9 protein-coding genes and 1 riboswitch are annotated in these 14,270 nt (G+C 56.3%); of the genes, 4 read left to right on the top strand and 5 right to left on the bottom strand.

The genetic code is table 11. The features are described 5' to 3' along the window. Window position 1 precedes the first annotated feature (1 nt). Complete coding sequence (rplS, locus tag AB1644_01255; protein MEW6049681.1) at window positions 2–370, top strand: 50S ribosomal protein L19; 369 nt, start codon at window positions 2–4, stop codon at window positions 368–370. Between the two features lie 55 nt (window positions 371–425). Here rplS and AB1644_01250 read toward each other — a convergent pair whose 3' ends face one another. Both AB1644_01250 and AB1644_01245 read right to left on the bottom strand, forming a co-directional pair. Next, a complete protein-coding gene (locus AB1644_01250; protein ID MEW6049680.1) occupies window positions 426–1,247 on the bottom strand; it encodes a methyltransferase domain-containing protein in 822 nt (273 codons plus the stop codon). 96 nt (window positions 1,248–1,343) lie between these two features. Beyond that, window positions 1,344–3,782, bottom strand: coding sequence for a TonB-dependent receptor (locus AB1644_01245; GenBank protein MEW6049679.1), 2,439 nt, complete (start codon window positions 3,780–3,782; stop codon window positions 1,344–1,346). Between the two features lie 521 nt (window positions 3,783–4,303). Further along, window positions 4,304–4,401, bottom strand: a riboswitch (TPP riboswitch). A gap of 162 nt (window positions 4,402–4,563) precedes the next feature. Here AB1644_01245 and AB1644_01240 point away from each other — a divergent pair. Continuing rightward, a complete protein-coding gene (locus tag AB1644_01240; protein MEW6049678.1) occupies window positions 4,564–5,052 on the top strand; it encodes a hypothetical protein in 489 nt (162 codons plus the stop codon). Between the two features lie 316 nt (window positions 5,053–5,368). Continuing rightward, complete coding sequence (locus AB1644_01235; GenBank protein MEW6049677.1) at window positions 5,369–7,537, top strand: hypothetical protein; 2,169 nt, start codon at window positions 5,369–5,371, stop codon at window positions 7,535–7,537. A 206-nt stretch (window positions 7,538–7,743) separates the two neighbouring features. Here the strand turns inward: AB1644_01235 and AB1644_01230 are convergent, their stop codons facing one another. From AB1644_01230 to AB1644_01220, 3 genes are all read right to left on the bottom strand, one after another. Continuing rightward, window positions 7,744–8,460, bottom strand: a complete 717-nt coding sequence (locus AB1644_01230) for a PIG-L family deacetylase (protein MEW6049676.1) — start codon at window positions 8,458–8,460, stop codon at window positions 7,744–7,746. A gap of 67 nt (window positions 8,461–8,527) precedes the next feature. Continuing rightward, window positions 8,528–9,808 (bottom strand): alpha/beta hydrolase-fold protein, encoded by a 1,281-nt coding sequence (locus AB1644_01225; GenBank protein ID MEW6049675.1) that lies wholly within the window; start codon window positions 9,806–9,808, stop codon window positions 8,528–8,530. Between the two features lie 12 nt (window positions 9,809–9,820). Continuing rightward, window positions 9,821–11,287 carry an outer membrane protein transport protein gene (locus AB1644_01220; GenBank protein MEW6049674.1) on the bottom strand — a complete coding sequence of 489 codons (1,467 nt, stop codon included), beginning with the start codon at window positions 11,285–11,287 and terminating at the stop codon, window positions 9,821–9,823. A 625-nt stretch (window positions 11,288–11,912) separates the two neighbouring features. On the opposite strand from AB1644_01220, the gene AB1644_01215 reads away from it, so the two are divergent. Further along, the gene (locus AB1644_01215) at window positions 11,913–14,225 is read left to right on the top strand and encodes an SLBB domain-containing protein (GenBank protein ID MEW6049673.1); all 2,313 of its coding nucleotides are present in this window, start codon (window positions 11,913–11,915) and stop codon (window positions 14,223–14,225) included. Window positions 14,226–14,270 lie beyond the last annotated feature (45 nt).

Raw genomic sequence — 14,270 nt, 5'->3', positions numbered from 1 at the left:
GATGAAACAGATAGACCAGATAGAGAAGAGCTTTCTCAAAGAGCATATCCCGGCGTTCACCCCGGGGGACACGGTTAAGGTCCATGTCCGTATTAAAGAAGGGGACAAGGAGCGAATCCAGGTGTTCCAGGGGACGGTGATCGGCCGCCGCGGCTCAGGCGCGGGCGCGACTTTCACAGTGCGGAAAATCTCTTCGGGGATCGGCGTGGAGCGTGTGTTTCCGCTTCATTCGCCGAACGTGGCCAAGATCGAGCATGTCCGCTCAGGCCAGGTTCGCCGTGCCAAACTGTATTACCTGCGTGAGTTGACCGGCAAGTCGGCCCGTATTCGCGAGGAACTGGCTGATACCGGCAAAGAGGCGACAGAATAGCAACCGCAGCTATTGTCGAGTTTCAAGGCACTCCCTGCGGAGTGCCTCTTCGTTTTTATGGTTTCGTTTGCGCCGCCACGTCGATCACAAACGGTGAGAAGAAGATCGTGTCCGGGTTCCGGCGGTGTGCCTGCCAATCGGCACGGATGGCATCGGATTCCTCCTGCGTGGCCAGCTTGCGCTCCACCATCACGGGCAACTGGCTGTGCATGAAACGACCCATCCACTCCATGACACGGCTGTCCGGCCCGCCGGAAAGGGAAGTGGGCGTATAGTCGATCACTTGCAAACCCATACTTCGAAACACCGCCGGCAGTCGTGCGCCGACATACGGGTCCCCGCCGCCGGAACGCCACCACTGACGCATCAATTCCGGGAAGCGGTCCCACGCCGACCCCTCGGGAAACAGTGCGCACCCCTCGTGGACATAATCCTGCACGGCGATAATGCCACCCGGCTTGAGCGCGCTTATGAGGGGGCTGAGAAACGACTCCGGCGACGGCACAAAACCGATCACCCAGCGAATGAACACTAAGTCGAAATGGTGATGTGGCAGCGCGGCTTCGTACGACGTGCCCGACTGGAGCGAGACGTTCTTCCAGCCCTCTTGGGCGATCTGGCCGTTCAACCAGTCGCGAAAATATGATGATGGTTCCAGTGCGATCACTTCGCCGTTTCCCCCCACGCGCCTGCGAAGGTCCATCGTGACCAGCCCGGGCCCGGCTCCGACATCGAGACATCGCCAGCCGTGCCCGACACCGATACGGTCGAAAAACTGGTCGGTGACCGGTCCCCAGACACTGTGCTGGAATTGGAGACGTTCTAACTCCGCGGCGCCGTCCCCAAGCAGATACTCGTAACCGTTATTCTCGCTCATAGTCATTCTTATACGCCGGTGACTCGCGACTGAGACGCGATCAAAGACAAATTACATGCATTTTACCTTCGATGCAACGGGCTGACTCGCAATCGGTCAGAACGCCTCCAACTGTATCTGCAAATAGAAGCTCCGCTCCGGACCAACAAAATACTCTGCCCAGCCATCGACCACGGGTCCGGTGCCGCCATCGTAGGCGTAGTTGCCGCCATAACCTGCCGCGAGATAATCGGTATTAAACAGGTTGTCGACTCTGGCGGAGAAACTGAGTGTGCCGGCATCCACGAAGTTCGGCCAGTTGATGGTCGCAGATAGCGATGCCGTGTTATACGGCGCGATCGACAGGGACTTGATGTTCGCGAGCTCCATCCACTGCCGTCCGACAAACCGGTGTCGGAAGGTCACTCGATACCACTTTCGCTCGTAATCCAACAGCAGATTCCCCAGGTACTCCGGGAAGCCGGACAACTTGTGGTCTTTGAAGTTTACCACGACCGAGTCACTGTCATAATAGAATGCCTTGCTGTATTTCCTGACCCGGTTGTAGTTGTACGCGAAATTGCCGCTCACCCTGAACCCTTTGGTGAGTGCGGCCGAGGCGGTCATTTCGATACCGGAATGCACCGAGCGGTCGGCGTTGATGGTAATCGGCAGACCGGTGTTAGGATTGATGCCGCCGTACGGGAGAATCTCATTTCGGAAATCCATCCAGAACAGATTCAACCCGAACGAATACGTCGATTTGGTAAACTCGCTGCCTAATTCGAAATTAACCAGCCGCTCATTTTTTGCCGTAGGATCACCGAACACATAGGCGGTATCGCCGCCCGCGGCCAGACTGACCGACTTGATTTCGAGCGAGGGGAGTATGGTCGGGTCGTTGGCATCGTAGATATCGGCATCGGTGGGAGTTCGTGATGAAACCGCCGCGTTGGCGAACAGGCTGGCTTCATTGGTGAGCCGGTAATTCAGCCCGAATCGCGGCGAGAAGAAGAACCAGTTGATGTCGTACTGGTACCCTCTGAATGCCCCCATCCGCTCCTGGCTGAACTTGTACCGCTGATAGCGAAGCTGCGCGGTCAACTGGCTGCTCAGCCGGTCTGTCAGTTTGTAGTATTCCTGTGCGAACAGCGAGCCGACCCACTTTTTGCCGTGATATTCGTAATAGCGATGGTCCGGATTGAGCGCACCTCCCACGTGTTGTGCCCAAACCACCTGGCCCCAATGCTCGGAGTCGAAATAATAGAACGAACCGCCCAGCGAGTGACTTCCTTTGGCGTGGTCGATATCCAGTCGCGGGTTCCATCCAAGTTGATTCTTCGCCACCCATTGCTGGCGCACGAGATTGCCGCTGGCGAACGGAGCGCCGGCACTGTCTCGGTCGGTTAAACTGGTGTCGATATCGTACTGCCAGTACTCCTGGGCATCTTTTAATTGTTCGTAATATCCCCTACCACGAATATAGTAGAGTGTGTTGGACAACGTGGCCTTGTCGCTCAGCCGATAGGCATTGTGCAGTTGATAGTGCGGCTGATTGAAGTTGTCCGTTTCGTTGTCATAACCGAGGGGATTGGAGCGACGGTCCTGTTCGATTGCCTCGCGCGATGAGCCCCAATACGACAGGTGCATTTTCATGGGCCCGCCGTAGACATACAGCTCGGTGGTCATATTGGGATCGAGCCGTGCAACCGCATAGTAGTAGGCCCAGCCATTGTACCAGCTGTTGTACCGGTAGCCATCGCTCTTCTGCCGCGAGAACCGCCCGGAAAAATGCCATCGGCCATCTATCAGGCCGGATGAATATTCAATCGTCTGTTTGGACAGATTGCCGATAGCCTTGTCGTTCGCCGTGTATTGGCCGAAACCCGATGAGAAAGTTACCTGTCTCTCGCGTGACAAATCATTCGTGGCGATATTGACCGAACCGCCGAAAGACGCGTCGCCGTACAATGCATTGCCGACACCGCGCTGGATCTGAATATCGGTGACGGTCGATGCAAAATCTGGCAGGTCGACAAAGTACGTCGCCTGGTCCTCCGGGTCATTCAGCGGCACCCCGTTGATATAAGTCTGAATCCGCTTGTCATCGAACCCGCGGATCGACATATAGCTGTACCCGAGCGCCCCGGCGCCGTCGGAATACGAATACAGATTCGGCGTGCTCTGCAGCAGAAGCGGAAATTCCCCCACTGTGTAATCCCGCTTGATTTCCTGCTGCGAGAAATTGGCAAATGCAATCGGTGTCACGCCACTCTGCGCCCGGTTGGCCGAGACGATTATGTCCTGTCCGAGGATAAACACTGCTGACAGCATTACCGTCGGTGGAACGCTTTCGGCGCTGAACGTGCGCGATTGGTATCCGACGCAGGAGAATGTGACGCGCTTGATCTCCTGCGATGTTGCCAGATGGAACCGCCCGGCACTGTCGCTCTGGGTACCCAGTCCGCCGATGTCGGAGACCACCGATACCCCCACCAGCGGCTGCCCCTCGTTGTCCACCACGCGCCCAGCGATCTCAGCAGCGAGCAGCGGCAAAGGCGTACAGAGCGCCAGAAGGACAAGTGCGCAACTACCCCACAGGCCAAGGCGTGTGAGGCGCGCTGGGGTGGTGCCCCACCATTCATGGCGTGTTGAGAAAGTCCCCTCACCCGTCGCTTCGCGACACCCTCTCCCAGAGAGAGAGGGGCAGGGGTGGGGGGTCTTCGAGGCTTTTTCAACAGGCCATTCATGGTGGGCCTGTTGCCGCTCAACGGCATGGCGTCGAGCTGAGCGGAGTCGAAGTGCGGCTTCCGATGTGGTACCCCACCGCTTGCGGTGGGACGCCTGCCCCGTTGCGTCGGGTCCTGACTTCCGCCGCCAGGCGGATGTTGTGACCCGACGCTCTTCGTCCCACCATTCATGGTGGGACTGTTGATTGGTGTTGCGTTCTTTCATGACAGTAACCTCGCTGACTTGTCAGTTCTACCGCTTCGCGCATAACGAAGGGGTACTGTTGTTGCAAGGTTCCGTCCTGTGTCGATAGGTCTGTCCACGCTCTGGCGGACTCGGGGGATGTTGCTCGAACATCTCCGTTTCCCTACGCCGGTATTATCCGGATCAGGTCAAGGGGGTATGATCTCAGGCGGCTCTTTATACGCCACCCCCAACGGAACTATGTTTTCGACAAATAAGTACGTAACGGCATGCCGTTAGCGCAAGAGGATTTTGGGCGATCGTCAACCGCCCAGGTCTTCTTGACAAATCCCTCAGGCACCATAACTTGGAGCAGTTTATCGATAGGCGACACGAACGCAACAACAGATGAAGGTGACATGATATGACCCCCGTCAATCCGCAGATCCTCGAGGCTCTCAACGCCGGCATTCAGTCTGAGGTGGCCTCGTACGTATTCTATATCGAAGCGGCCAAAAAGAGCCAGGCCGCCACATTCAAAGAGCTGCTTCAGAAACTGGCGATGGAAGAAAAACAACATTTCCACGTTCTGGAACGCCAGCACGACTCTCTCATCCGCAGCGAGAAATGGATATCGACCGCCGACATCCTGAAATCCCCAGGGCTGCCGGAGATCGGCGAAGAGATGAGCGCGCAGCATCGCGATCTGGTATCACGGGTGCAGCAGGCGACAACCGCCCGCGCCATCCTTGAGCTGGCGCTTCAGCTCGAGGAGGCGGCGTTTGCGCTGTTTAAGCTTGAAGCCAAACGCTCGGTCTCGTCTGAAGGCAAAAAGATGTACGAAGAACTGTCGAAGTTCGAACAGGGGCACATGGCGCTGATCAAGGGAATGATGAAGGAGTACCCGGCGTAAGTCGCGTCTTCGATCGTTCGGTCCGGCTATACGAACTTTGCTCGTATTCGAACTTCTCCCGAATCAGGCAGTAGTCTTGACACTGGCGGGCAAGACGTTCGATCGGCCGTTACTGGACACATTTATCCAAAAAACGCCTTGCATAATTGAGTACAATTCCTATCTTAATACTGACAATCCGTCGTTCACAATCGCGGTGCGTAATGGGTTCTTGTTTCCGGACATCCATGATGCATTGCGACTCTTGAGAATACCGCTGACGCGTCACGGTCAGCAGACCTGGCACAACATAGATTAGGGCGGAAAGGAGTTTGCTATGATGCATGGTTCGCGGCTTTTTATCGCCGTGTTGTCCATTGGCGCCGTATGCACGGTCCGAGCGGAATACGGCCCAATACTTCAGGCGACGCAGACTTACCAGTGTGCCAAACAGATCGCCCCCCGGAATCTAAACTCAAGGCCCGGTCCGGCAGTACAGGCGGCCGCATCGACGCAGACTGAACTTAAGGTAAGTTACCTGGGGAGCACCCTGTGGAGTGGATTGGATGACTTGATTGCTGATGGCAACTACCTGTATTGTGCGGTATGGAACGGCTTGATCGTATTTGACGTCAGCACACCTTCCGCGCCGGTTCTTGTCGCCCAACTACCGCTGCCGCAAGGAGCATGGAGGTCGATCGCTAAATCCGGAATGTATGTATATGCTACGAGCGCGGACAGCGGACTGCAGATTATCGATGTCACCAATCCTGCGGCTCCAGTTCGGGTGGGGAGTTTCTATGCTGCAGGTTCTTCAGTCGACGTGGTCGTGAATGGTCCGTACGCCTTTATTGCGGAGATGGCGGCCGGAATGGATATTGTCGACATCAGCAATCCGCTCAGCCCTTCGCTGGTCGGGAACTTTCCCGTCGCGGAGTCAAGTTATGTGATGGGTCTGCAGGTATCCGGAAATTTCGTTTGGGCCCTAATGGAAAACAGATTGATAGGAATTGATGTCTCCAACCCGGCATCACCTGCCCAGGTTGGCGCCATGTGGATGCAATGGTCCAGTTCCGTGGCGGTAGCCGGCAACTATGTCTTTACCGGTGGAGTACCGAAAAGGGCAATCGACGTAGCCGTCCCGTCGGCGCCAGTCTTGGTCGACACGCTCTCCACAGGCAGCAACAGCCATGAAATGGCTGTCACAGGGAACTACTTGTATATTGCTGATGGGTATGAGGGGCTAAGCATTGTCGATATCAGTAATCCGTCCGCGCTTGTCAAGGTGGGCGGATACACCATGGGTTCAGGTACGTGGACGCATGCCGTGGCAGTCTCAGGTGAATACGTCTACGTTGCACATGACGATGCATTGAAAATCCTCCAAGTTATCGATCCTTCGTCACCCATTGCCCTGGGAACATGGCCGATCGTATCCCACGCTTGGGATCTGGCAACTCAGGGGAACTATGCGTACGTAGCCGGGCGCTCCGGCGAGTACGGAGTGGTGGATTACAGTAATCCTGCAGCGCCACAGACGGTGGGTTTCGGCAAATGGTCATGGGTGATAGATGGACTCGCTGTTGCCGGCAACTATGCGTATCTGGCCGGCACCCACGGTTTGGGAGTGATCGATATTACCAATCCCGGTTCTCCCGTGGCACTTGACAACATAATCCTGCCCGGTTACATGCGCGATGTCGCCGTATCCGGCAATCTGGCATTTGTCACATGTGGAACTGCGGGATTGCAGATAGTAGATATCACCAATCCACTCGCGCTGCAACTTGTGGGGTCATTCGATACGGACGGTGAAGCTTTCGGGGTGGCCGTATTGGGGACTCTTGCCTATGTCGTGACTTATCAGCCATATCTAATGTATGTCGTCGATATCTCCACCCCAAGTGCTCCGACTCTGGTCGGGAGCTGTGATGCCGGCGGATTCGACGTGAAAATCGCGGGCAACTACGCATATGTCGCGGCCTTTACGGCGGGCTTGGTGGTAGCAGATATATCAAATCCTGCAAACCCGGTCATAGTAGGGAGGTATGACACACCAAACGCTGCTGCCTCAGTGAGCGTCCAGGGTCAGTACGCCTTTGTCGGCGACGAATACCCCCCGCAGGATCTGGCACCGTCCGGATTGCTCATCTTTGACATAACGAATCCGACGTCACCTAAACTGGTCGGGCAATACGACACCCACGGCTTTGCTAATCACGTTGCTTTTGTTGGCGAGAATGTGATAGTGTCGGATTTCTATAGCCTGCTCGTGCTGGGCGTTGGCCCCTGCTGCGTGGGGACCACAGGCAATATCGATGACGATCCCGATGACATTGTCGATATCTCTGATCTGTCCGCTTTAGTCGACTACCTGTTTCTTAACGGGACAATATCGATTTGTGATGTGGAGAACGATATCGACAAGGATGGCACGACGGACATTTCTGATCTGCAATCGCTGATCGACTTCCTGTTTTCCGGTGGATCGCTCACGAATTGCTAGCGTTGTAACTGTATCGCTTGGAACTATCTCGAAGTGCCAGGAATTGTTAACCCCCCCCCCCCAACCGTCTGATTCCGACGGTGGGGTCTTGACTCGCAAGATACTCGAGTGACTAGTTCCGGCGGCGACTACATCACCGCTCAATGCGCTCAGTCGCAGTAGGTCGGGTTCCGAGGTCGCTTCGACCGAGAAACCCGACAGGGGAGCTAATGCACGTCCGGAACTGCCAGTGTCATGACATCCCCTACCACGATCGGCTCTACCGAGCAAAAACCCTGGCCGTACTTGCAGCGCGCCTGAAGGCCGAACGAGCGGGCCATCGCGGTGAGTTGCTCGATATAATCGCGAGATTTCTCCGGATTCAGAAACTGCGACCGGTGCGCCGACAGCGCCGCGATCCACTGGTCGAAATGCGGCGTGATATCCACGACAAAGTTGGGATAGACGCCCGGCGGTAGAAAATAATTGAATATGCGCGTCACCAGGTGCGGCTCGCCGGTGAGCGCCACTTTCTTCAAGGCCGCCAGGTTGGTGGCGTTGATGGCGATCACTCCCGCCGCCACGTGGTCCGGGTGTGACTGTCGCCGCCCGTGTCCCACGTGCGGATATGGCGCGAGTATTATCTTCGGTCTGGTCTGCCGAATAATCGCCGCCAGTTCGAGACGGTGCTCGTAGCTGTCTTCAAGTCGCGTGTCCCCCCAGTCGAATGTCCCAATAATGTCGGCGCCGAGGATCGCCGCAGCATCTTTCACTTCCTGCGCTCTGATCTCGGCCGTGCCGCCGGTCCCCATTTCTCCCTGCGTCAGGATAACGATTCCGCACCGATAACCTCGCTTGTGAAGGTCGATCAGGACGCCGCCGGTCCCCACTTCGACATCATCGGGATGGGCGCCGATCGATAAGAGGTCGTATGTTCCGTTCATGTTCATCCCTATTCAAAAAAAACCCGGAGGGTCAGACTCCTCCGGGTCATAACAAAATCTTACACGATCAGTTGCCGAAATTCTTGGAATGGAAGATCAACATCTCTCGCATCAGATCGTAGACATACTCCCCTTCGCGGGCCGGTTTGTCCGGGGTACCACGGTACTCCTTTACTTCGGGCGTGTAGCCGAGACCCCGTAGGTAGCTGATCCACGATTGGGTCTGGTCATAGAAGCCGTGGTCCGCCTCAGGAGTTGTGCCGAACCACATGGCAACCCCAGTCAGTCCCGGATTGCCGTTGTTGAGTTTCTCCAGATTGTTGTCAAGCCAGAGGTTCCAGACCGGCGCATGTGGGTTTCCGATACTGTCGAACGGCAACATGAAATCAAAGCCCGTGTTGTCATTGGGACTAAGGCCGCTGGCATCGATCAGTTCCGTAATCATGGTCGTCGAATCGGTGGTCCACTGATACCGGTTAACGAAATTGATATGCACCTCCAAGGTGTCCCCATCGGCGTTCGTATCAGCGGTAATATCATAATCAACCAGCGTATCAGTCGGTGAGAAGGCCAAAGAACCGCCGATGAACATCCGTGAGACCGGCTGTACCCTGGATGTGTCCAGTCCGACCTTAAATGAATCCGGTATGAGCCCCTGCTCGGCGATGACCGAGTCGAACAGATTCATCAGGCCGCCCGTACCGGTAGGTCCGTCGAAATCCATGGGACCGTCGAGTACCGATATGGCCGAATACACTCCCGGGTGCTTGATGGCGGCTCGGAATGCGCCATATGCACCCATGCCGATACCGCCGATTGCATGCTGACTGGCTTGTGGAAGTATCATCGGATAATCGCTTAGCAACCAGTCTATGAGCGAATTATATGTGTCTCCAAAAATAGAATCATAAAACCCCGCGGGGTAACTGTTACCGTAAAAGTAGCCACCGAAGACACGATCATTGGAGATGGTCGCTATCGCCATGGGCCGTATCTCTTTTTTGGCGATCATCTCTTCCACCAGGTTGTACAACCCGTGATTGAAGTAGTAAAACTGGTCTCCGTCCTGCGGCGGCAACAGGATCAACAGCGGCACCTTCTTGTTCTCACCACCATACGACGGTGGCCAGGAGATCTTCGGCGTGTACACTGCCATGAGCAAAAGCTCTTCCGGGTTTCGAATCTGGAACCGCAACTGGGGCGAAAATACTTGCTTTGCATTGTCATTGTAATTCCAGACATCCGGGTCCGACACGAGCGGGGCATTGGTGCCGCGGTCGCTGCAACCAGTCACCATCGCAAGAGTGAATAGCCCGGCAAGTATCGCTATGAATATCACGCTACGCATGGCTGTTCTCTCCTAATACCGATAGTTGAATGACAAGATGGTTTCGTACGTGCCCCCTTTGTAATCGCCGGGGAAATTGTCATTGACACCGTCACCGTCGGTATCCGTCAAGCCGGTGACTTCCACCGACGACAGGCGGCTGTAGCTGGTCGTAAGCCCGAGGTCCCAGCGCTGGATATGAACCAGCACGCCGCCGCTCAAACCAAATCTGGAGCCGGCATCCACAAACTGCGGAATGACGGTCTCATCCTTGACCGCAGCCTGATCCAGACTCACGCCCCCAAGGAAGGTCACGTACTGATTGAATTCGTATGCGCTGCCCATAGCCAGCTTGATGGTGTTCTTCCAGTCGGCCGGATTGTTGAGATTCGAGGCGAAGAAATCGCGCACCGCGGCGCTGTCTGCCGCGCCGGTAAGGCCCTGCCAGTTGCTATAGGTGAACGAGAGACCTTCGAAGCGCGACCACAGGGTGTATTCCGCATCAAGCGCCACCGTCACCTTGTCGTGTACGGCGTAAGACAGACCCATGCCGACCGATGGCGGCAGTTTCAGTTTAGCTTCGAAATCGGCATTCAAGTTGATGTCCTGGCCGGCCGCGAACAGATAACCGACCGACCCGACCGGATAATCCTGGCTGAACGTCACCACTGATGGGTTATGCGGCATGACGAAAGTCAGGTGGCTCGTGCCTTTCAGCGTGAGCGTAAACGGAAGGCTGGCCGTAAAGCCAACATTGAGTTTCTCGCTTTGCTTCCAGAGCAGCCCCGCCTTCAGTCCGAATCCCCAGCCGTTGCCGTTGTTGTTGGCATACTCCGGAATGTGATCGTACGGCCGATAGGACAGTGGCTGGAAGGGATTGTCCCTTAGGTACACATTCTTGAACACGAGATCACCCCGCAGCACTTGCAGGCCGACACCGGCCGACAGCTTATCAGGCGTGAATTCGCGTGCCGCCGTCACCTGGAATGCGACAACATCGAGGTTATTCAGAAACTGCTCGTCGTAGGTCCGATAATGCGCCGAGTCGTTGTACGCCCGTTCGGGTCGAAAGAGATCCCAGCGGATATTCTGGTCGAACGGCTGATACGCCGACAACCCCATCACCGTCTCACCCCAGAACGGGAGCCGCACGACAAACCCTGCCGACGGCATAGAGAGAACGGCATGCGTGTTGTACACAGTAAGGCCGTTGTACATGCCATTCTCGGCAGGCATGTTGATTCCCTGGTAATCAGGGGTGAGTTGATCCCGCAAGTGCAGGAATCCGGCATTGGCGCCGAATTGATTATCCGGTATCTGGGCATAACCGGCCGGATTATAGAAGGCCGCGGTCCAGTCATCCGCGACAGCTCTAAACGCCCCCCCCATCCCTCTGGCCTTTGTCCCCACGCCGCTGTTCTCGAAGCCGCCGGCCGTCAGCGCTCCGCACAGAAGAACGACTGCCAATAGCACAGCCGCCGTCACTCGAACAAACCCCATCCTATTCTCCCTATGACCTATCACAAAAATAATATTCCCGTCAAGCCAGCCGGTCTTGCAGACGTCAGACTCATCTCAAGACAGGAGCCACCACGACAGTGGCGAAGCAGAGTTGGCCTTTCTTCTCCTTCAAAAAAACAGACCGCAATAGTAGCATCACGCCATATGGTTGTCAAGCGGCATTGGGTTCTTTTTCGCCCGCCGGTCCGGCAATAAGCCAATGCCGAACCACAAGTTGTGCGCTACTCGTAGAGACGAACAAGGCGGCCGAATGTGGAACATGAAATGCGGGTCTCATCGCGGAGAAAATTAAGAAATCTCAATTCCATTGATACGAAAAAGGTTGCCGCAGGACTAACTGTCCGGTTCCTGCTGGCCGGTACGTGATCACTCACTAATCGCGTGCCTTGGTCTGGAAAGAAACTCCCTTCTCATAGTGCTTCAATTTCCCACGATTTGGCCCTCCGAGTGACGGTGGAGTGTGCGGCCTCGCACCCAACTCATTCTCCGACAATCGAATCGAGCATTGGAATTCACTTGGCACCGCCGTTGCAAAGCGTGGAGAGGAGTGACCCCTGCGGGGTGTCGCTCACATACGCGGTAACTTTGCTATAGGAAGGTGAAGATGCGCACACTGTTGTTCATTATCGTTCTCGTCATCGTACTGGTGTCGCTCAACTGGTTTCTGGAGGCGCATGCCCAGGAGCTCAGCGAGCTGCAAGGTATCGACAAGACAGCGCTTGCCCGGCACATGCAATTGTCGGGAAAAGCGAACCCGCAGTCCGGCAATTATCAGAGTCCTGTCATTTACGATTCCACACCTCCGGCCGCAGGTCCGACCGAGCCCAGCCCAGCGGTCCCGGTTTCGGTCCAGAACGGCAAAATGCTTGAGTTCGATGAATTGAAACCGTTCGGGCTGGAGTTGTTTGGGGGACCGGCCGAAGCGGCGCCGCCCGAAGAGGTGGCAGTGTCGGCCGACTACCTGCTCGGTCCCGGCGACAATGTCCTGGTGAACCTGTGGGGACGAGTTGAGCAGGGGTACAATCTGACTATCGACCGCGAGGGGAAAGTATTCATTCCCAAGGTCGGCGAGCTCGTGGCTTGGGGAAAAACGCTTGACCAGTTTCAGCGGGTGGCCAAACAGCGGCTGTCAGCCGTCTATTCGGAATTCGATCTGACAGCCTCGCTCGGCAAAATCCGCTCGATTCGTATCTATCTGACCGGCGAAGTCAATCGCCCGGGCGCATATACGGTCTCGTCCCTGACCTCACTTTTCAACGCGCTTTATCTGGCCGGGGGGCCAAACGCCAACGGTAGTATGCGGGAGATCCGCCTCATGCGTCAGGGCAAAGCTGTTGCCGTACTGGACCTGTACAAATTCCTTCTCGAAGGGGACAATGCGTCGGATATCAGACTTGAATCGGGCGACGCCATATTCGTGCCGGTGGCAGGAGCGCGCGTGGCGATCCGCGGAGCGATCCGCCGGCCTGCGATCTATGAATTGAAGGGTGCAGAAACACCAACTGAACTCCTGTTGCTGGCCGGCAATGCCACACCCGAGGCGCACCTCGACCGTGTTATGCTTGAACGGATCTCCGGCCGCAAGGAATGGCAGGTGCTTGATCTCAACCTGAATCCGGCCCAGCCCCAGATGGTAACCGATCTGCCGCTCACCGATGGTGACCGTGTGACCGTCTACAGCATCTTCGACGCCAAGAAAAATATGGTGGCCGTCGCCGGCAAGGTGAAGCACCCGGGCTATTATGAGCGGACCGATTCCACCCGCATTGCCGACCTGCTCGCCCAGGGACAGCTTCAGGATTACGACGTCTATTTCGAACGGGCCGACCTGTTCCGAAAATACAAGGACCACCGCGTGTCGGTGATCCCGGTCAACCTGAGACAGGTGTTGAGCGGTGATCCCGAACAGAATCTGGTCCTGAACGACCTCGATTCGCTCCAGATATACGCCATCGACCACGTGCAGCGCACAAAATATGTGTTCGTCGAAGGGGAAGTGAGACGTCCTGGTCAGTACCCGCTGTATGACAGCATGACGGTGGCGGACCTGATCTTCCTGGCCGGTTCATTCACCCGCGGCGCATCCCGCCTGCAGGGTGAGATCGCCCGCACCGACTCATTGGGAGAGGTGGCTCTCCTGCCGGTGATGTTCGACGGCTCCGATTCGCTCCGAACGCTGGCCGAGGATGACCGCCTGTATGTCCGGCCGATTCCCGAATGGCAATTGCACCGGACGGTATTGCTTGAAGGTGAAGTGCAGTTTCCGGGGGAATACGTGATGGCAAGCCGCGACGAAACACTCTATCAGTTGCTGCTGCGCGCGGGCGGGTTCACGAGGAACGCGTTCCCCACCGGTATCGTCTTTGAACGGCGCTCCATCAGCCGCAACCTCGAACGACTGCAGATCCCCAAGCTGGTGCAGCGAAGCGTGCCCATTGTCGAGGATTCCGCAGGAAACCTCGAACAGCAGATGGTTGTCGACTACGATTCCGCCGCCGTCAACCGGGTGATCATTAACATGGACAGGATCCTGGCCAGCACCGGACGCGACGGCGACATGACGCTCGAGCCGGGTGACCGTGTGTTCATCCCTCCAGTGCCATCGGGCATCTCGGTGATGGGCGAAGTCGGCGCCACCGGTACCATTAAGTATCTCCACAAGCAGAATGTACGCTACTATATCGAACGCGCCGGGAACTTTACGCCCCGGTCGGACAAGAAACTGGTTCGATTGATCAAGGCGGACGGTCGGGTATTCGCAGGGGGCGGCACACTGGGGCGACGGGTCGAAGTAGGGGATCTGATTGTTGTCCCCGCCAAAATCAAGAAGGACCGTGACGTCTTGAAGATCGTGTCCACGGCGTTCGCCGCCACAACGAGCGTGCTGACCTCGATCCTGCTGATAGACAAACTCTGACAAACTCCTTTCGCTCGTGAGTGGGATTCGAACTCTTCCCAACTC

The sequence above is a fragment of the Candidatus Zixiibacteriota bacterium genome, from assembly GCA_040753875.1.
GTDB lineage: Bacteria > Zixibacteria > MSB-5A5 > GN15 > FEB-12 > DATKJY01.
Note: the sequence above shows the minus strand (reverse complement) of the source record. Positions and strands in the feature narration are given on the sequence as shown.

Bases quoted from the DNA above. Each gene is read 5' to 3' on its own strand.
- rplS (MEW6049681.1), top strand. From the start codon at position 2: ATGAAACAGATAGACCAGATAGAGAAGAGCTTTCTCAAAGAGCATATC.
- AB1644_01250 (MEW6049680.1), bottom strand. From the start codon at position 1,247: ATGAGCGAGAATAACGGTTACGAGTATCTGCTTGGGGACGGCGCCGCG.
- AB1644_01240 (MEW6049678.1), top strand. From the start codon at position 4,564: ATGACCCCCGTCAATCCGCAGATCCTCGAGGCTCTCAACGCCGGCATT.
- AB1644_01235 (MEW6049677.1), top strand. From the start codon at position 5,369: ATGATGCATGGTTCGCGGCTTTTTATCGCCGTGTTGTCCATTGGCGCC.
- AB1644_01230 (MEW6049676.1), bottom strand. From the start codon at position 8,460: ATGAACGGAACATACGACCTCTTATCGATCGGCGCCCATCCCGATGAT.
- AB1644_01225 (MEW6049675.1), bottom strand. From the start codon at position 9,808: ATGCGTAGCGTGATATTCATAGCGATACTTGCCGGGCTATTCACTCTT.
- AB1644_01220 (MEW6049674.1), bottom strand. From the start codon at position 11,287: ATGGGGTTTGTTCGAGTGACGGCGGCTGTGCTATTGGCAGTCGTTCTT.
- AB1644_01215 (MEW6049673.1), top strand. From the start codon at position 11,913: ATGCGCACACTGTTGTTCATTATCGTTCTCGTCATCGTACTGGTGTCG.